The organism is Ruegeria sp. SAZD013, assembly GCF_059612525.1.
Genome location: NZ_JBXWQT010000012.1, coordinates 34421 through 50789, shown reverse-complemented (window position 1 = coordinate 50789; position 16369 = coordinate 34421). Strand labels below are relative to the sequence as shown.

Below are 16369 nucleotides of genomic sequence, written 5' to 3'. Positions count from 1 at the left end.
GGTGCATCATGAGACGCATCCTAAGCATCGATGGTGGCGGCATCAAAGGCACCCAACCCGCGGCTTTCCTGGCGGGTTTGGAAGAAGATCTTGATGAGCCGATTGGCCGCTACTTCGACCTGATTGCGGGAACGTCAACCGGGGGTATTCTCGCGATCGGCCTTGCCCTCGGCATTCCGGCCAAAACCCTCCTCGAACTCTACGAAAATCGCGGGCCGACGATTTTCGGGCAAGCGGGGGACAACAGCTGGTTCAGGCGAAAGGCTCGGGACGCGCGTGCCGCCTTGCGTCACCTGGCCAAGCCGAAGCACGATGCATCGACGCTTCGGGACGAACTCCATGCCGTCCTTGGCGACAAGCTCATCGGCGAAGCTGAGACCCGGTTGCTGATCCCGGCCTGGGATGCCGACCAGCGCAGCGTCTACATCTACAAGACGTCGCATCATCCGCGGCTCACCAAGGATTACCGGAAGCCGGCCCTCGACGCCGCGATGGCGACGTCGGCCGCTCCAACCTATTTCGCGCGTCACAAGACGGTGGATGATGTCGGGCTTCTCGATGGTGGCACCTGGTGCAACAATCCGGTGGGCGTCGCGACCGTCGAAGCGATCTCGATGCTCGGCTGGTCTCCGCAGGACCTGCACATCCTGAGCCTCGGCTGTGTCGACGAGGTCTACATGCTGCCTGAATCCCCTGGCAAGGCCGGTCTCGGGTTGAAGGCCCTCAGTCTTCTCATGGACGGGCAATCCCGTGGAGCGCTCGGCATTGCCCGTCATCTGACAGGCGATCCGCACGACCGGACGGCTGTTCACCGGTATTCGCCGAGCGTGCCGGAGGGTTTCTTTTCCCTCGACGACACCACCAAGATCCAGAGGCTCAAGGGGCTTGGCGCCTCGAGTGCCCGGCATGCGAGCCCCACACTGACCCCCATCTTCTTCCAGCAACCTGCCGAGCCGTTCGTGCCCGTGCATCAACTCGAACGGAACGCCGCATGAACCAGATCTTCTCGCACCCCCTCACCGATACCGCCATTCAGCGGCGGGCGCAGGTCTTCACGATCCTTGAAGAAATCTGCCAGGAGCTGGAATGGACCCAGACCCAGTTCGAGAAGGCCCGTACCAGTTACGAAGCCGTCGCAGACTGGTTGGCCGGATCGAGCGACCCGATGCTTGCTTCCCTCCATGTCTACCTGCACGGCTCCGGCGCACTCGGCACCTCGATCAAACCGATCGGGCGCGACGAGTTCGATGTCGACCTGATCAGCTTCATCCTCGGCCTCGGCCCGAAAATCGCACCGGCACGCCTGAAGGCCGCGATCGGCAAGCGCCTGCGCGAGCACGCCTACTATGCCTCTATTCTGGAAGAAAAGAAGCGCTGCTGGCGCCTGAACTACGCCGGCGATTTTCACCTCGACATCTCCCCGACCATTGCCAACCCGAACTGCATGAACGGCGGTGAGCTGGTACCCGATCGCAAGCTGCGGGATTGGCACGCGACGAATCCTCGGGCCTATCGGACCCTCTTCGACGAAAGGGCGGCCCTAGTCCCGCAGATGACGCAGTCGATCATCGCGGCGCAGCGCGATGCGGCGACGACCGAGCCTTTCCCGGTACGTCAGTCCGTCAAGGGCATTCTGCGGCGGACCGTGCAACTCCTAAAGCGTCACCGGGATCTGGAATTCCTGCATGTTCAGGAGGAGATCGCACCGATCTCGATCATCATCACGACCTTGGCCATGCGATCCTATGAGATGTGCGTCAGGCGCCACGTTTTCGCAGACGAACTCCAGGTGTTGATCGACACGATCCGCCTGATGCCGGTCTTCATCGAGCGGCCCCTAGTCAATGGCCGTCACATCTACGCGGTCTGGAACGAGACCACCGAAGGTGAAAATTTTGCCGAGCGTTGGAATGAAGAACCCACGCGGGTCGAAGCCTTCTACAAGTGGCACAGCAAGGCGCTTGCGGATTTCGAATCCCTGCGTGACCTCGTTGGCCTCGACGCGATTGTAGGCTCCATGAAGGACAGCCTGGGTGACAAACTTGTTGCCCGGACCATGAACCGGCGGATGGATGCGCTGAACGAGGGGCGAAAGACGGGGGCACTCGTGCTTGGTGCGGGTGTTGGCCTGGCCACCCAAAAATCGGCCGCGTCGACGCCCGTTCCCAAGAACGAGTTTTTCGGGGACTAAGCGCGATGGCGGGATCGACCACAAGAATCCGGCTGACACTGCCCCAGCAGTACCTGTTCCTGCAGAAGTCCAAGATAGTAGCCGGCGAGGGGGTGCTCGGTCCGCGCCGGTTGGAATGGCATTTTCACGCACAACCTACGCCGCTTTCTCGGACGTATCAGGTCACCCTTGTCCTGGAGAGGGACGGAACACCGGACGTTCGGGTTATAAGTCCTGACTTGAGGTTGCTCGCCGGTGAACGCGACCTGCCACATATCTACCATGACCCTGATCGGCTCTGTCTCTATCTGCCCGGAACCGGACAATGGGACGCCAGCAAGCGTCTGGACCTCACCATTATCCCCTGGACCCACCTCTGGCTGATCTATTTCGAGGAATGGCTTGCATCGGACGAATGGAAGGGCGGAGGGAAGCACCCTGGAGAGGATGACCCAAACGAGGGCAACCGTGCGTTGAGGCGCAGCCTTCAACGACAACGCTAAAATCCGCTGTTAATCTCATTGTATGATGTGAACCGAGTTGGAACCGAGTGACTGTGGCGGATGATCATTTTTGACGTGAGGCAACGGCGGCGCATAATCCTGAGAACCACAGTAGGGCGGTTCGGCACTCAACAAACTCAAGTGCGTATCTACACCCTGTCAGCACAGAAAAAGGGGAACCGTGGTCCCACGGCTCCCCTTTCGGTTCAGGTCGTGTCCCCCTCGCGCGCCGATTAGGCGACCAACGACAGCCCCGCGCCCGCGTCCTGCGGCTGCTCACCGCTGTCGATGAACGGGATGATCGAGAAGGTCTGCCCGCCGCGCTGTTCTTCATTCTGCACGGCGTTGACGCGCAGGTCGCCATCAGGCGTGTTGATCAGCAGCGACAGGTAGTCATTGCCCGTGCGGCTGCTTTTGGCCATCCACGCCGAGCCGACGCGGATTGGTTTACCCCGGGGCGAGCTGACCTCGATCCGGTAATCCGGGTGGGTCTCCTCGGATTTGTAGCTGTTCTCGATCAGCATGAACTCCAGATCGAACATCATGTTGGCGATGTAGCCGGTGAAGGCGTTGTCAGCGTCCATGGCGGTCAGCTCGCCCGAGATCGAGCCGGATTTCATCAGGCCGTTCGAGACCAGCGGGATGATCTCGAACTCGCCGCTCTGGGCCGTGCGCGCTTCTTTCGTCTGCACCGCGTTGACCCGGAACGGGCCGAGGCCGACATCGATCTGCATCGAGATGTAGGGGTTGCCGCTGGTATTGCCCGTCTCATTCCAGGCCGTGCCGATACGCACCTTGCGGCCGGACTTGTTGATCGCCGTTACGTCATAATCCGGGCTGCGAGCGGACATCTTGGCCCGCGCCTCCAACTGGATGGCGATGTCAAAGCGCGTCGAGTGGATCATGCCGGTGTATTCGGCGGCGGCGGTCTCGACATTGCGGGTGAGGGTTCCTGCGAACATGGGATAGTTCCTTCTTGGATTGGCCGGTGCCTGACGTTCTTGCCAGCGCATCCGGGATTGCTTTCTCGACCCCTCCTGGGATCACAAACCAGAAAGCTTGCTTTCCTTTCAGCCCCGCCCACGGGTCAGAGCTGCCGTCCGACTGGGAATACCCCCGCGCCTTCGGGTGCTGCGCCCCTCCCCTGCCCATCTGGTCTTGATTGGCTGCCCGGATTTTCCGCGCCGTCCTCCGATCGCGCGATGAAGAACTCCGCCTCTTTTCCGTTCAACCGTTGCCCGCCCCGGTCGGTCAGGCCGATGCAGCTGCCGTTCGGCAGATAAGTGATGAGGTACTGACCGACACGGTCCTTGTGGACAACGTAGCCAGTATTGGCCCAGTGCACGGTTTGGCCGGCATCGACGGCCGCCTTGATGTCATCGAGTGTCATGCGAAGCTCCTTACGAAGAATGGTGGGGAAACGACGCAAGAAGCCCGGTCGTCCAACCGGGCTTCCATGCAGCATTTGTTTGGCCAACGGCCGAGAGCTGTCAGGCACCTTGCGTGGCTTGTGTCGCGTGCGCCGCCTTCCAATCCTTCAGACCAAGAACCGTTCTGCCGGCGGCGACTTCAGATGCCCAGGCGGCCCTTGGGTCGCCGTAGGGCTCGGAGCCGACATGCCGGTCGATATGGCCATTGGCCATCCATGGCTCGGGCTGGATCCGTCGCAGCCAGTCCGCCATGCTGGGAATGCGGCCCTGGCAGTCTTCACGGATATGCTGCTCGCCGATCCAGCGCACGGGAATGTCCCGACTTGCGCTATTGGTCAGGGTTAGACCGAAGACACGTTCAGCATCGAACAGACCTTGGGTATGGTGGCGCAAGGCCCGGTGCGTGAAAAGCGCGAGATGCTCTTTCGAGGCGTCAAACCAATCGTGGACGGCCTGATAGTCAGACGGCACCCCGCCGAATTTCCGGGCAGAGCTTTCGGCATGATGAAGCGGATGGGCCATCTCAAAGCCCCTCGTCATAGCTGTGCGAGCATTCGACATAGCGGTCGGCGTGATCGAGGGTGATGCTGTCTGCTGCAATGTCCCAGGTCAGCGTGCCGTAGCCGCCCTCGTTGTTCTCGAACCCCGGATGATGATGATAGGCGAGTGACCAGGCGAAATCGCCCACGGCGGTGACAAGCGCTTCCGACAGTTGGACCTCCGCAGGCTGCACATTCACGTCCTCGACATTGCCAGAGTCGCCATAGCCTTCGTATTCGGCGGTGACCTCGTTGATGCCAAGCGCGCGCAATTGCGCGATCAGTTCCGCTCGGGTTGCTTTCAGGGTGGTTTCGCGCTCGGCGCGCCACTGAGCCGCCATTGCGGCATAGTCCATTTGGGGTTTGGTCATGGGTCTGTCCTTTTGTCTGCAATTGGGGGGCCGGGCGCGGCATTGGTCAGCGCGCGCCCGGAAAGCGCAGACCGGCCAAACCCCGATCCGCGATACCCGACACAAAGCCCCCTTTGACTTTTCAGGCGGCTTGGTCTGCCGTGATGGCAGGCCTCTGCCCCACGATCCGGGCCAGAATGCTTCCCGTGTCGATCCCGTCCCCATGCGGCAGGAAAACCCGCAGCTGGAAGGCGATGATCTCCGTGAAACACCCCATGGCCTTGAGGCCATCAATCATGCCCTTGTCCGCGCCGCCAAACTCAAGGCGCATCTCGCCTGCGACCCGGCGACGGGTCAGGGTCATCCCCCGGCCCAGATCGACAGGCGCGGTGGTGCCAAGGGCGGCGGTCAGCATTTCCTGCGGTGTTTGCGGATTTGACACGAGGAAGCGAGCGCGCAGCGCGGCCGCCCCTTCCTCACTGAGCGTGCGCCCGATCATGGCGGTCGCCCCGTCTGGCGTCACACGGTAGATACGCTCATTGGTGGTCGGAATATCCTTCCAGATCGGCAGTAGCAGCCCGGTCAGCAGATAGAGTTTGGTCGTGGTGGTTTTTGGCATAGACGCAGCCTCTTCATCCCAAAGCCGTGCGAACTCAGACCTGCCGATCTCTTCCCAGGCCGAGGACGCGAAGCGTATTTCCTCCAGATAGTTCGACCCGTTGGGTCGCACCGCCTTACGCATCAGCGTGACGATGTCCTCGTCATACATCTGCATGGGCCGCGCCGAGATCAGCGCCGCGCGGCCGGAGGCGCGATTGACCATGGGTAGCTTGTCGGGATTCCGCGACATGGTCTCTTCGGCGCCCAGCACATGCACCGGGTCGGTGACCTCGAGCCCGATGATCCGCGTCACGGCGCCGGATTTCGGGCAGGTCCAGAGATCCTCGGTCGAGACCTGCTCGATCTTCTCGCCGCGCAGGGTTTCGACGCCGAGGTCGAGCGTGCCCGCTGCGCGCGCCCGTTCAGTCTGATGGGCAATCCGGCGCATGAACTCGGCAAAGAGCGCGTTCTGCATGTGGATGGGAAGGGCAAGCACCCGGTTGAGAAACCGTTGGATCGGCGGAAGCTCCTCGAGCAGCACGCCGTCCTTGTCGATCAGCCGCAGGGCTGTCCAGTCGGTGAAGCTCTCGTAGCTCATCGCCTCAGCGCGTCCGGCGGCAAGATCGGCGAAATACCCGCGCAGTGCGGCGCGTGCGATCGGGCTTTCGAGATTGTCCTCTTCGCGGAACATGCCTTGCGAGCCGGTCTCACGCTGGCCCTTCGTCAAGGCCCCCAGCTGGTCGAGGCGCTTGGCGATCGTCGAGGTGAAGCGCTTCTCGCCATGCACATCCGAGGTGCAGACCCGGAAGAAGGGCGCGCTGACCTGGGCCGAGCGATGCGTGCGACCGAGCCCCTGGATGGCCGCATCGGCGCGCCAGCCGGGCTCCAGCAGGTAGTGACGCCGACGCTTCTGGTTCTTGGCCGTTTGCGCCGCATGATAGGATCGGCCCGTCCCGCCCGCGTCAGAAAAAATCAGGATATCCTTCTCACCATCCATGAAGGCTTGGGTCTCGGAGGAATTGCTGCTTGCGCTACGCTTTTCGGTGAAGAGATGACAGTCCTCGGCCTTGAGGGGCCGGATAGATCGCCCAGTGACCTCGGCGACAGCCTCGTCACCAAAGGCCCAGAGGATCTGGTCGAGCGCTGAGGGGATCGGGGCCAGAGTCATCAACTCCATCATGGCCGCGTCGCGCAGGGCGAGCGCCTCGCGCGAGACGACCAGCGCGCCGGTCTCATCGCGCAAGGGTTCCGCGACCATGTTACCGTCGATCTCCACGAGCTTCTGCGCGTGGATTGGAAAGGCTTGTTCGAGATAGCCCAGAACATAGTCGCGCGGCGTCAAGGCACCCTCGACGAGCTCGTCTTCCGCGTCCATCAACTCAAGCCGACGTTTCAGCAGGCTCTCGCCGGTCGAAACCACCTGGATGACGCAGGCATGGCCCCCGGCCAAGTCTTCCTCGATGGCGCGGATGATGGTCGGTGCCTTCATGCCCATCAGCAGATGATTGAAGAAGCGCTGCTTCGTGCTCTCGAAGCGGGACTTGGCCGAGGCGCGTGCGGCCGAGGCATTGGTCTCGCCCGAGGCGTCATTGACGCCAGTCGCAGTCAGTGCTGCTTCAAGATTGTGGTGAATGGTGCGAAACGCACCCGCGTAAGCGTCGTAGATCTCGATCTGGGCCAGAGTGAGCGCGTGTTCGAGCACGTCATACTCCACGCCATCGAAACTGAGGGCGCGGGCCGTGTAGAGCCCGAGCGTCTTGAGATCGCGCGCGACCACCTCCATTGCCGCCACGCCGCCGGCTTCCATCGCCGAGACGAAGCTCTCGCGGCTCGGGAAGGGGTATTCGGGGCCTTGCCCCCAGAGCCCCAGCCGCGCGGCATAGGCGAGGTTGTGGACACTCGTGGCCCCCGTGGCCGAGATGTAGAAGACGCGAGCCCGGGGTGCTGCCAGTTGCAGCCGTAGGCCAGCAAGGCCCTGCTGGGAGGGTTTGACCCCCCTGCCCTGCTCGGACCCTGCGGCGTTCTGCATGGCATGGGCCTCATCAAAAGCGAGGACGCCTTCAAAGTCTTCACCCATCCAGTCGAGGATCTGGCTCAGTCGCGTGGTGCCGCATTTGCCCGCGGACCGCAGCGTAGCGTAGGTGACAAAGAGGATGCCGTCGCCCATCGGGATGGGCTGGTCCGGTTTCCATTTGGAGAGCGGCTGGATGTCGGCGGGCGAGCCGCCGAGATCGGTCCAGTCGCGGATCGCGTCCTCGATGAGCGTGGCGGATTTGGAGACCCAGATCGCCTTCCTGCGCCCGGCCAGCCAGTTTACTAGGATGAGCCCTGCACATTCGCGGCCCTTGCCACAACCGGTGCCGTCGCCGAGGAAATAGCCGAGGCGATAGGCGCGTGCGACTGGGTCATCGTCGGCGCGCGTCAGCCTCGTTTGGTCCTCATCGATGGTGAACCGACCAGGCAGGTCGCGCCCATGGGCATCATGCGCCATGATGATGGTCTCGAGCTGCGCCTCTGAGAGATGTCCCTCCTCGATCAATCGTGCTGGCAGGCGCAATTCCGAACTGGCGGCACCCGAAGGCACGGGTGGCGCGACAGAGGCCATGGCGATGCTCTCGACCAACGGCGTGGGATGTTCGTGCGCGCCTGCAATCTCGATTCGTTGCGGGCGGTAGCGCGCATAGATGTCCGAGATGGGCGTGTTGTCGCGCGGGGTCTGAAAGCTTGTGAAACTGAGCGAGCGGACGGCATTCGCCTGGGGTTTGGAGGGGGCGACAGGCGTACCGGCGGTCTTGCGCGGGACAGATGCTGGACCGATCGGTCGCGCAGGAGTAACCGCTGCCCCCCGTTGGACTGGGCGCATCTCGGTCCGTGTTGCGGCCACGGCATCGACAAAAGGAAGGGCTTCATCCAGATCGCACACAGTGGCGCGGATCATCTCGCCGTCCTCCTGCACATTGTCGAAGACCATCAGCTGGGTTTCAACAGAGGTGCCAAGCTTTCGGTAGACTTGCCCCGGCATCGTCAGCGCCAGTCGCGGCGTGAGGAGACCGCAGGCGCGGGACCAATGCGCGGCATCGCGCTCAGACGTGAATCCCGGCGGCATGATCGCCACAAGCCGCCCGCCGGGTGCCAGGCGCTTTGCAGCCGCGATGAGATGCTTGGCGGCGATGTGCTTGTCCCGGGAACGATCGACCGAAGACGCGAAGGGCGGGTTCATCACCACGACGTCGGGTAGTACCGGCGCCTGCAGCAGATCGTCGATATGCTCGCCGTCATGGCCCGTTACCGCGCCACCGAAGACAGCGCGCAATAGGCGCTGGCGAAAGGGGTCGATCTCGTTGAGCAAAAGCGTGGCACCGTCCCGGGCGGCGAAAGTAACGAGAGCGCCGGTGCCAGCCGACGGCTCCAGCACGGTCTCGCCCTTGCGGATCGCCGCCGCCCGCACGACCAGCGCCGCGAATGGCAGCGGCGTGGAAAACTGCTGCAGCCGGATCTGCTGCTCGGAGCGGCGGGTTTCGGTGAGGAGCCTTGAGGCAAGCAGCTTTGCGCTGGCGATGTCATCTGCCGCGTCGGCCCCACGCAGCAGCACCTGAACAGCCGCGGCCTGCATCAGGTCATATGCCATGCGCCAGTCCCAGGCACCGCCGGCATCGCTGCCATGAAACGTCTCGCGCATGATGCGCGCGAGCGCTGAGCTACGCAGGGGTTGGTGGTCGATCTCCGCGCCGATTTGCGCGATGGCATTTGCGAGATCAGTGTCAGAGATTGGGAAAGCCGGGTTTGCCGGTTTGGGCTTGGACATGGGGATTTTCCTTTGGATCAGGGTCTGAGTTCCAAAGGACAAAAAGCCCGCTCTACACTTTGAAGGCGTAGAGCGGGCAATTTCTTAGCGGGGGGCCTGCACTCCGATCATGGCCACTGCTGCGCAGCATGAAGAACGCGCAAAATGGTCACCATCTCAGGGCCTTCAACATAAACCACGATGTAGTTCGGCCGAACAACCATCTCCCGGGTCCCATCGACACGGCCCGCACGATACATTTGAGGGCGTTCTGGAAGAAGGGACGTCTTGTGTTCAATCTCATCTTTGAGAACTTGGGCGGCATCCGGGTTGTCGTCGGAAATGTAGTCAATGATTGCCAGCAAGTCGGCGATGGCCGTGGCTTTCCATTCAAGATTTGGCAAGGCGCTTCCCGTCAATCAACGCCTGGGCGTCTTGCATCGCCTTGGCATGGGGCGTTGTGGGCCTAGGATCGTCCAGCGCTTCCTGTACCTTCGCCCGGAACCAGGCGTCATGGGCATCCGGATCAGAAGTCAATCCGGCAGGCAAGCCGCCTTCTGCGGCCACGCGGGTCAGAAGAATACGCACCGCGTCGGAGAGCGTCAGACCGACGCCCGCAAGTGCGTCCGAAGCCTGTGCTTTCAGCTGATCGTCAACACGGACATGAAGCATGGATGTTTGGGCAGGCATGGATGGTCCTCCAGTTGATGGGAGTGATGTATCTCATTTGAGATACGGTTTCAAGTCGGCAGTATGTGAGCGCGTGGTCCTGTGGTGTTGTCTCAGCGGGAAACTCAGCCACGCTGCCCCGCGAGATACTCCGCCAGCACAGGACTGGCATCGCCTTTTGCGGAGCTGAGCAGCTCCGAGCCGGCAAGCGAAGCCTTCGAGAGCCGCACGAGCCCGCCGGTTTCCTCGATGCGGTAGCAGCGGCGTTTTTGCCGCCCCCGTCTGTAGTGCGTCGCTGTGACGATCTGGCAGGTGCTGCCATCGGTGAGCGTCACGGGCGTGGTGAGCCTGATCTTGTCGCCTTCCTCGTAGTCCGGGATCGCAGCCCAGTCCCGGCAACGCTGACGCCAGTTCTGGGCGTAGCTGTCTGGGTCTTTCAGCTCGGACAGCAGGGCCAACAGGATCAGTGGTGCGCGAGATTCGACTGGTCCTGCGCTTTCTTCCATGTCCTTGTAGCCCCAGCAGCCATCATCGTATCGGGTGAGGAAGACAGCCCCGAAAGTGATGGAGCCATCCGCATCGGTGACGTAGGTCGTGTCTTCGACAGGGGTGCCGTCGAGATTGGTGAACCTTGCCGCCGCATACCAAGTGGAGCCAACCTTACAGGCTTTGACCAGCTCGGTTTTGCGCGTGTCGCCCTCGAAGGTGCAGAGCTGGGTGATCTCCGCCTTCTCATCCGCGTAGGTCTGGACGCGGCGATCGGTATAGAAGAGCCAACCCATCACGCCGCCCTCCGGTCATCGATTTCCATCAGCGCATCGAGCGGCACGCGGTAGGGCTGCATCGCGTCGAAATCCTCGCAATTGCCGCAGTTCTGCACGATCGCGAAGGTGTCGCAGGCATCCTTGAGGATGACCCGGAAGGTGCCGCCAAGACCCGAGGGCACCTCGTAGGTTCCGCCGATGAGATAGTCCGAGGCCCGGCGCACGAAGACGCGGATGCTGTGGCCATCGGTAGCGAGCCGGATGGCCCCCCGCCCCCGGTCGATGAGCACCTGCACATCATCGAGGATGTCAGTGTAGAACTGACCGGTCAGATCGCGAAACGCCATGCGGCGCTGCGCCATCCAGTCGCTGTCTCGAAACGGGTTCATGCCGTCGGCGAAGGCGAAGGAGGGATCGGCCTGCTCGGTGGTGACGATGCGGGTGGTCGTGCCGTCGATGCCGTTCGAGCGCAGATGCACACCATTGCCGACGATGAGGATCAGGGCGGGCCTGTCCACGGGCCCGTTCCAGTTGGGCAGGAAGGTCTTGCAGGCGCGCGCATGAGCGATCTGCGCCGCAACGGCGGAGGCAGAGAACTTGAGAATAGCCATGGGGATGTCTTTCCGTTCGGTTTGGAAGGATCGACCCGCGCAGGCATTGCGCCTCGCGCGGGTCGCTTGATGCGTCAGGCCGCTTGCGCGACTTCGCTGTCAGGGACGGGGGTTTCCGCAGTGGGCGCCGTGTCATCACAGGCGAAACCGGCGGTTTGCATCATCGGCGGGCACCAGGCGGCCACGGCGGCGCGCTGCGCGTCCGTAAGCGTGGCGAAGGGCTCGGCGAAGAGCTTGTCGCAGAAGGCGACGATCTCCTTCTTGCTCGAAGAGGCCAGCGTCACCGCCTCCTGGGCGAGACCCAGATCTTCGCCGAGGATCTTCAGGAGCCAAGCCTTCTTGAAGCGATTGAACAGCGCCGCATTCGGCGTCCAATACGCGCGAATGTCGGGCATGATCTCGATCTCGAACGCATGCATCAGGCTGTCACGCTGCCGGTCCCGGGCAAAACAGGACTGCGTGGTGCTGGCCGTCGCATAAGCCACAAGCTTGGCCTTCTCACCCGCTTCGAGCGCGCGAAACGCCGCGAACTGATCCGCGGGCGGGCGGGTGTCATCGTGCCACGAGAGGTCAAGCGCATCATGCGCCACCGCCGCCTGCTCAAGCGAGGTGCCATCGATCTCGTCCATCTTGGCGTGGCTGCGGTATTCCTTGCGAGCCTCTACCTTGATCGCCTGCGTGACGCTCATGCCGCGACCCAGAACGTCGCTCACCAGCTTGAAGAGCGCCAGATCGAGCGTGGCCTCCGGATGCAGCGCCATCGCGGCGCCAAGGGCCATTGCCCGCTCGGTCTTGAGGTCCTCGGCCAGCGAGGCCGGGTAGGTGATCTCGCCGGGGTCCGGGGCCTCCTCGCCCGTTCGGTTGCTTGAAGAGACACGCCCGCCCTCCTCTTTCGCGGTGTCCTCCGGGCGAACGAGGCCAACATGGAGCGTGGTCTGACCACCCTGCCACGACGCGATCACTCCAGATCGCGCCAGGTCCTCGGCGCTGTAGGCCTCCTGCAGATCCCGCGCTTCCTCTTCCAAGGTGTCCACGCGCTCGTAAAGGGCGTTGTAGGCGTCGTCTTCGAGCCCCTCGTCCTCCATCTCGAGCTGCAATTTCTCGAGCTCGACGGTGATCTCATCGATGCGCTTCTGGGCGGTCTCATCCGGCTCGATCGGGCCGGGATAGACGCGGCCATAGTCGGCCATGGCCGCGTAATCATAGCGGACCATCGCATCGGCCCAGGCAAAGCCCAGCCTCATGCGGGCCTCCTCGGCGGCAGCCGTGAGTTTCTCGAGCAGGATGGTCTCGACCAGTGCCGTATCCTCGAGCACCGAATGCTCGTCCAGCAGATCGGCCGAGACAGCGCCGCCGCGGGCCTCGTAGTCTTCGCGCACGAAAGCCCCGATATCGTCGCTGACCTGCACGCCGCGGGACTTCAAAGCCTGACGGACCGTGTAGGCCTGCAGATAGCCGCCGTCCTTGGTGAGCACCTCGTAGACCTCGCGCTGCACCTCCTGGCTCGGGTGCTCGGCAAAGGCCTTCATCGTGTCGAGCGTGATCGTCTTGGCCCGAACCGCAGCGCGGATGTAGGGGTGGATCAGCCCGTAGCGCAACCGGCCTTTGACGGCGGCGACGGTCGTGCCGAAGGTCTTAGCGATGGTCTCAGGCGTCTGGCCGTCGACGTCCATCATCCGCGCGAAAGCCTCGAACTCGTCAATCGCGTTCATCGGCGCTTGCGTGATGTTCTCGGCGAGCGACAGGGCGGTGGTGACGTCGCAATCCTCGGGCACAAGGCGGCAGTCGACCTTGGTTTTCGCGGTGAACCCCTTCTCGCTCTTGTCCGCGACCAGTTCTTTCAGGGCGGCATGGCGGCGACCGCCTGCGAGCACGGCATATTTGCCGTTGATCTTCTGGACCAGGAGCGGCTGGAGGAGACCCAGCACCGCGATGCTGGCTTTCAGATGCGAGATGTTTTCGGGGTCATAGGTCTCGGGGGAGTTGCTGCGCACATTGGCCGGATGTGCTGTCAGATCGCCGATTGCGACGGTGAGAGGGGTAAAGTTTGCGGTCATGGGATGTCCTTTTCGGTGGATGAGGTGTGGCCTGCGCGTTCACGCGCGTGACCAATCCCCGGCATCGGGGATCACCACGACAAAAGGCCCGCTTTGCCTTTTTTGGGGGCAGCGGGCCTTCCTCGTCTGAGATGTCAGGGGGAGGCGTCCCCTGCCCTTCTACCAGTCGCGCGCCAACATGATGGTCAGCACGCGCATGGTGGTGGCAGGATTGTCCGGGGTCTCAGCCCCGTAGCGGAAATCCGAGTCTGCTTCATAGAGATCGATCTTCCAGAACACGGTCTCGCCCCGGATCTCGACCGCCCCGAAATCATGCCAGCCTTCGGGATCATTCTCGGGTTCGAATACGTCGAACTCCCCGGTCGCCTTCACCGCCTCGGCCATGAAGCCGTCGCTGGCCTCCATAAGCGAACGGGTCACATGCATGCGGCCCTGGATGGGCTGCGCGGGCGGCACTCCAAGGCAGGCAAGCTTGCGAAACGCGTCGTTTTGCGCCGCGATCACACTCGGATTAGGGCGGTCTGGCTGGGTTTGTGCGATGATGATCATCGGGCTCTCCTTTGAGAAGTTGAAACACCCTTCCCAAAGCCCGCTTTTTCTTTTCCGCTTGGCGGAAGGACCGAAGCAGAAGGTGCCCTACCCGAACAGCCCCTTGGGTCTGTAATTCGGGTTGGGGATGGTTTCGATCCAGCCGCCCTGGTCCGTGATGCTCTCGAGCGCTGCCGAGAGCGGATACGCGCCCTCAGACGCGCTCCACCAATAGGCACCGCGTTTGAAGGAGATGATCTTGCGGCGGCCGTCGTTGAAGCAGGCCACCCGCAGCGTCTTGGGTTCTTTACGTGACATGCGAGTCTCCGTTCTCCGTATGGTCAAGCAGCCTCGGCGTCCTCCCCTGCCCTCCCCGCCTCCGACCGAGCGATCAGGTAGTCGCAGGCGCGCTGCGCGTCAGCGGCGTGCTTGAATATGGCGCCCTTGTCCGAGCGCAGAACGCGCAGCCAGTTGTAGAGATACGCCGCGTTCATCTCGAGCGTATGCGCCGTGAAGCCGAGCGTCTGACCCAGGAACACCGAGGTCAATTCCGCGACGATCTCCTCGCGCGCGTAGGAAGTGTTGCCGAACTTCGAGAACCCGAAATCGCGGTTCAAGCGATGGCGCGCCTTGGTGGCATGGGCGAGCTCATGCGCCCAGACCCCGTAGAAATTCCGCGGGTTCTCGAAACGCGCGATCGACGGCATGAACACCTTGTCCACGGGCGGCAGGTAGTATGCTTCCGTCCCCGTGAAAACGGTCGTGATGTCGATGGCGTCGAAAAACACCTGCATATGCGGGATGGGCTCGGAGGGTGGATGTTCAGGCACTGGCTCCGGGTCGGGGTAGAAACTGTCGGGCAGGCCATCGATCTGGCAGGCATTGAACACGCGATAGGATTTCTGGAAGCGGAAGATGCGGGCTTCCTTCGAGCGATCATCGCCGTCGCTGCGGTCGTCCTCGCCGCCCGCGTCTTTCCGGCTTTGGCCGTAATAAACGACGACAGAGGACTTTTCGCCCTTGCGGACCTTTGCGTCCAACGCATTGGCTTGCGGCAGCGTCATCCAGAAGGGAGAGCTGTGGCCCGCCATCACGGTCCGCATTGTCAGCAGGAAATTGTTCACCCCCTGGTAGGGTTCACCGCCCACGCGCAGGGGGCGAGAGCTGCCACCTGCGGTCCAGGGCTTGCGCCACGGAAGGACGCCGCGCTCGATGATGCGGATGATTTCGTTCGTGATGACCTCGGAGGCATCGAATTTGGGCGTGCGGGATCGGGCCATGGTTGGCCTCCTTTCGAGTGTTGGTGAGAGGGAATGGTGATCAGGTTGACTGGCGGGGGCGCGGATCGTTGGCGATCCTCGCGCCGAGCCCTTCGACCATGTCGATGTAGGTGGTCAGCGAGACACACTTGCCAGCACCCGAATGCTCAGGGTCGAGCGATCCGTCCCGCGTCACCCGCGGCAGGTTGGCGAAGGCGATGACATCTCTGATGGGTCGGATATCGATGAACGGCGTCCCTCGTGCGACCGCAAGCACGGCGAGGGGAAAGCGCTCGATCGGCGCGAAACTCGAGACGGTGGTCCAACCGAGATGGAGGAATGTCCCGCCGTCTCCGCAGATCACATGCGCGTTCGGCAAACTGGCAGCCCGCCTGAGAAAGCCGATATCGCGGAGAACGGCTTTCCGCTCGAGCTGCCCTGCCAGCTCCGTTTCGCCGGTTCGACGCAGCTCTCTATGCCGCCACCAGGAGGCAGCGGTCGCGCGGAGCACGCGCAAGACACCTGTTTGCATGGGAATGCCCTTCATCCGGAACGGCAGACCGGAACCCGGCCCGGACCCATCTGAGGGACCCCAAAGGCCCTCATCCGTCAGTCACAAAACCCGAAGAACACTTTCACTTTTCGTGGACCAAACCCATGAAACACCCAACCGCCACCGAACTGTACTGGTACGACGGGATCAGAACTTCCACAGGGCCCATCGGCTAGACCTGTGGCGGCTCCTTCTTCACGAGATAGCCCAAACCGCTCAATCGGCCCGCAACTGCCAACGTCTTCGTAAAGCGTGCTGATGCTTTGGCTTCCCGCGATGTAGCGGATCGGCACCCCAGAAAGGGAAACCATGTCGATGATGGCTGTTATGGGCATGATGTCACATCGCGAACACTAAAAATCACAATAACCTATTGTTATTAATTGGTTTTCATCCACCGGATGGATCAGACCATTCCGCAGCCAACAACAAAGCACTCTTTTGAAGAGTTCGGGTGTAATGAAATCAAGAGATTGAGTTGCACCCGCTGTTCTGCGATATCCTCGTCGTCCAATACGACTAAATCAGCGGAACGCGGAACCGCTGCCAACC

The 16369-nt window shown here is 62.3% G+C and carries 18 protein-coding genes; 3 read left to right on the top strand and 15 right to left on the bottom strand.

The genetic code is table 11. The annotated features are described in order from the left end of the window. Window positions 1-8: 8 nt before the first annotated feature. Genes AC2FLU_RS02070 through AC2FLU_RS02060 form a run of 3 tightly spaced genes read left to right on the top strand, consistent with a single transcriptional unit; the run spans window position 9 to window position 2673 of the window. Window positions 9-995 carry a CBASS cGAMP-activated phospholipase gene (locus AC2FLU_RS02070; protein ID WP_496811808.1) on the top strand — a complete coding sequence of 329 codons (987 nt, stop codon included), beginning with the start codon at window positions 9-11 and terminating at the stop codon, window positions 993-995. Next, a complete protein-coding gene (locus tag AC2FLU_RS02065; protein WP_496811807.1) occupies window positions 992-2191 on the top strand; it encodes a nucleotidyltransferase domain-containing protein in 1200 nt (399 codons plus the stop codon). Before AC2FLU_RS02070 ends, AC2FLU_RS02065 begins: the two co-directional genes overlap by 4 nt. A 5-nt stretch (window positions 2192-2196) precedes the next feature. Next, window positions 2197-2673 carry a type II CBASS E2 protein gene (locus AC2FLU_RS02060; RefSeq protein WP_496811806.1) on the top strand — a complete coding sequence of 159 codons (477 nt, stop codon included), beginning with the start codon at window positions 2197-2199 and terminating at the stop codon, window positions 2671-2673. A gap of 233 nt (window positions 2674-2906) precedes the next feature. Here the strand turns inward: AC2FLU_RS02060 and AC2FLU_RS02055 are convergent, their stop codons facing one another. The 15 genes from AC2FLU_RS02055 to AC2FLU_RS01985 all read right to left on the bottom strand — a co-directional run bounded on the left by AC2FLU_RS02055 (window position 2907) and on the right by AC2FLU_RS01985 (window position 16152). Further along, complete coding sequence (locus AC2FLU_RS02055; protein ID WP_496811805.1) at window positions 2907-3635, bottom strand: DUF736 family protein; 729 nt, start codon at window positions 3633-3635, stop codon at window positions 2907-2909. Between the two features lie 125 nt (window positions 3636-3760). Further along, window positions 3761-4063, bottom strand: coding sequence for a hypothetical protein (locus tag AC2FLU_RS02050; RefSeq protein WP_496811804.1), 303 nt, complete (start codon window positions 4061-4063; stop codon window positions 3761-3763). A gap of 100 nt (window positions 4064-4163) precedes the next feature. Then, the gene (locus AC2FLU_RS02045) at window positions 4164-4625 is read right to left on the bottom strand and encodes a DUF6915 family protein (RefSeq protein ID WP_496811803.1); all 462 of its coding nucleotides are present in this window, start codon (window positions 4623-4625) and stop codon (window positions 4164-4166) included. Window position 4626: 1 nt separating this feature from the next. After that, window positions 4627-5013 (bottom strand): DUF6878 family protein, encoded by a 387-nt coding sequence (locus AC2FLU_RS02040; protein ID WP_496811802.1) that lies wholly within the window; start codon window positions 5011-5013, stop codon window positions 4627-4629. 121 nt (window positions 5014-5134) lie between these two features. Further along, on the bottom strand, window positions 5135-9397 hold the full coding sequence (locus AC2FLU_RS02035; RefSeq protein ID WP_496811801.1) for a strawberry notch-like NTP hydrolase domain-containing protein: 4263 nt from the start codon (window positions 9395-9397) through the stop codon (window positions 5135-5137). Window positions 9398-9504: 107 nt separating this feature from the next. Beyond that, window positions 9505-9780, bottom strand: coding sequence for a type II toxin-antitoxin system RelE/ParE family toxin (locus AC2FLU_RS02030; RefSeq protein WP_040884151.1), 276 nt, complete (start codon window positions 9778-9780; stop codon window positions 9505-9507). Then, window positions 9767-10066, bottom strand: coding sequence for a type II toxin-antitoxin system RelB/DinJ family antitoxin (locus AC2FLU_RS02025; RefSeq protein WP_274841076.1), 300 nt, complete (start codon window positions 10064-10066; stop codon window positions 9767-9769). Before AC2FLU_RS02025 ends, AC2FLU_RS02030 begins: the two co-directional genes overlap by 14 nt. Window positions 10067-10170: 104 nt before the next feature. Next, the gene (locus tag AC2FLU_RS02020; RefSeq protein WP_274841075.1) at window positions 10171-10827 is read right to left on the bottom strand and encodes a DUF6927 domain-containing protein; all 657 of its coding nucleotides are present in this window, start codon (window positions 10825-10827) and stop codon (window positions 10171-10173) included. Then, entirely contained in the window at window positions 10827-11420 is a 594-nt protein-coding gene (locus AC2FLU_RS02015) for a hypothetical protein (protein WP_058239109.1), read from the bottom strand. The genes AC2FLU_RS02020 and AC2FLU_RS02015 overlap by 1 nt, the downstream gene beginning before the upstream one ends. Before the next feature lie 74 nt (window positions 11421-11494). Further along, on the bottom strand, window positions 11495-13477 hold the full coding sequence (locus AC2FLU_RS02010; RefSeq protein ID WP_496811800.1) for a ParB/RepB/Spo0J family partition protein: 1983 nt from the start codon (window positions 13475-13477) through the stop codon (window positions 11495-11497). A 159-nt stretch (window positions 13478-13636) separates the two neighbouring features. After that, complete coding sequence (locus AC2FLU_RS02005) at window positions 13637-14026, bottom strand: DUF3768 domain-containing protein (RefSeq protein ID WP_274841073.1); 390 nt, start codon at window positions 14024-14026, stop codon at window positions 13637-13639. A gap of 87 nt (window positions 14027-14113) precedes the next feature. After that, entirely contained in the window at window positions 14114-14323 is a 210-nt protein-coding gene (locus AC2FLU_RS02000; protein WP_012187359.1) for a DUF6330 family protein, read from the bottom strand. Window positions 14324-14346: 23 nt separating this feature from the next. Continuing rightward, on the bottom strand, window positions 14347-15285 hold the full coding sequence (locus tag AC2FLU_RS01995; protein WP_496811799.1) for an ArdC family protein: 939 nt from the start codon (window positions 15283-15285) through the stop codon (window positions 14347-14349). A 40-nt stretch (window positions 15286-15325) separates the two neighbouring features. Next, window positions 15326-15811: a hypothetical protein gene (locus AC2FLU_RS01990; protein ID WP_496811798.1), complete on the bottom strand. Its 486-nt coding sequence runs from the start codon at window positions 15809-15811 to the stop codon at window positions 15326-15328. Between the two features lie 62 nt (window positions 15812-15873). Further along, window positions 15874-16152 carry a hypothetical protein gene (locus AC2FLU_RS01985; RefSeq protein WP_496811797.1) on the bottom strand — a complete coding sequence of 93 codons (279 nt, stop codon included), beginning with the start codon at window positions 16150-16152 and terminating at the stop codon, window positions 15874-15876. Between the last annotated feature and the right edge of the window lie 217 nt (window positions 16153-16369).

Bases quoted from the DNA above. Each gene is read 5' to 3' on its own strand.
- AC2FLU_RS02070 (WP_496811808.1), top strand. From the start codon at position 9: ATGAGACGCATCCTAAGCATCGATGGTGGCGGCATCAAAGGCACCCAA.
- AC2FLU_RS02065 (WP_496811807.1), top strand. From the start codon at position 992: ATGAACCAGATCTTCTCGCACCCCCTCACCGATACCGCCATTCAGCGG.
- AC2FLU_RS02060 (WP_496811806.1), top strand. From the start codon at position 2,197: ATGGCGGGATCGACCACAAGAATCCGGCTGACACTGCCCCAGCAGTAC.
- AC2FLU_RS02055 (WP_496811805.1), bottom strand. From the start codon at position 3,635: ATGTTCGCAGGAACCCTCACCCGCAATGTCGAGACCGCCGCCGCCGAA.
- AC2FLU_RS02050 (WP_496811804.1), bottom strand. From the start codon at position 4,063: ATGACACTCGATGACATCAAGGCGGCCGTCGATGCCGGCCAAACCGTG.
- AC2FLU_RS02045 (WP_496811803.1), bottom strand. From the start codon at position 4,625: ATGGCCCATCCGCTTCATCATGCCGAAAGCTCTGCCCGGAAATTCGGC.
- AC2FLU_RS02040 (WP_496811802.1), bottom strand. From the start codon at position 5,013: ATGACCAAACCCCAAATGGACTATGCCGCAATGGCGGCTCAGTGGCGC.
- AC2FLU_RS02035 (WP_496811801.1), bottom strand. From the start codon at position 9,397: ATGTCCAAGCCCAAACCGGCAAACCCGGCTTTCCCAATCTCTGACACT.
- AC2FLU_RS02025 (WP_274841076.1), bottom strand. From the start codon at position 10,066: ATGCCTGCCCAAACATCCATGCTTCATGTCCGTGTTGACGATCAGCTG.
- AC2FLU_RS02020 (WP_274841075.1), bottom strand. From the start codon at position 10,827: ATGGGTTGGCTCTTCTATACCGATCGCCGCGTCCAGACCTACGCGGAT.
- AC2FLU_RS02015 (WP_058239109.1), bottom strand. From the start codon at position 11,420: ATGGCTATTCTCAAGTTCTCTGCCTCCGCCGTTGCGGCGCAGATCGCT.
- AC2FLU_RS02010 (WP_496811800.1), bottom strand. From the start codon at position 13,477: ATGACCGCAAACTTTACCCCTCTCACCGTCGCAATCGGCGATCTGACA.
- AC2FLU_RS02005 (WP_274841073.1), bottom strand. From the start codon at position 14,026: ATGATCATCATCGCACAAACCCAGCCAGACCGCCCTAATCCGAGTGTG.
- AC2FLU_RS02000 (WP_012187359.1), bottom strand. From the start codon at position 14,323: ATGTCACGTAAAGAACCCAAGACGCTGCGGGTGGCCTGCTTCAACGAC.
- AC2FLU_RS01995 (WP_496811799.1), bottom strand. From the start codon at position 15,285: ATGGCCCGATCCCGCACGCCCAAATTCGATGCCTCCGAGGTCATCACG.
- AC2FLU_RS01990 (WP_496811798.1), bottom strand. From the start codon at position 15,811: ATGAAGGGCATTCCCATGCAAACAGGTGTCTTGCGCGTGCTCCGCGCG.
- AC2FLU_RS01985 (WP_496811797.1), bottom strand. From the start codon at position 16,152: ATGCCCATAACAGCCATCATCGACATGGTTTCCCTTTCTGGGGTGCCG.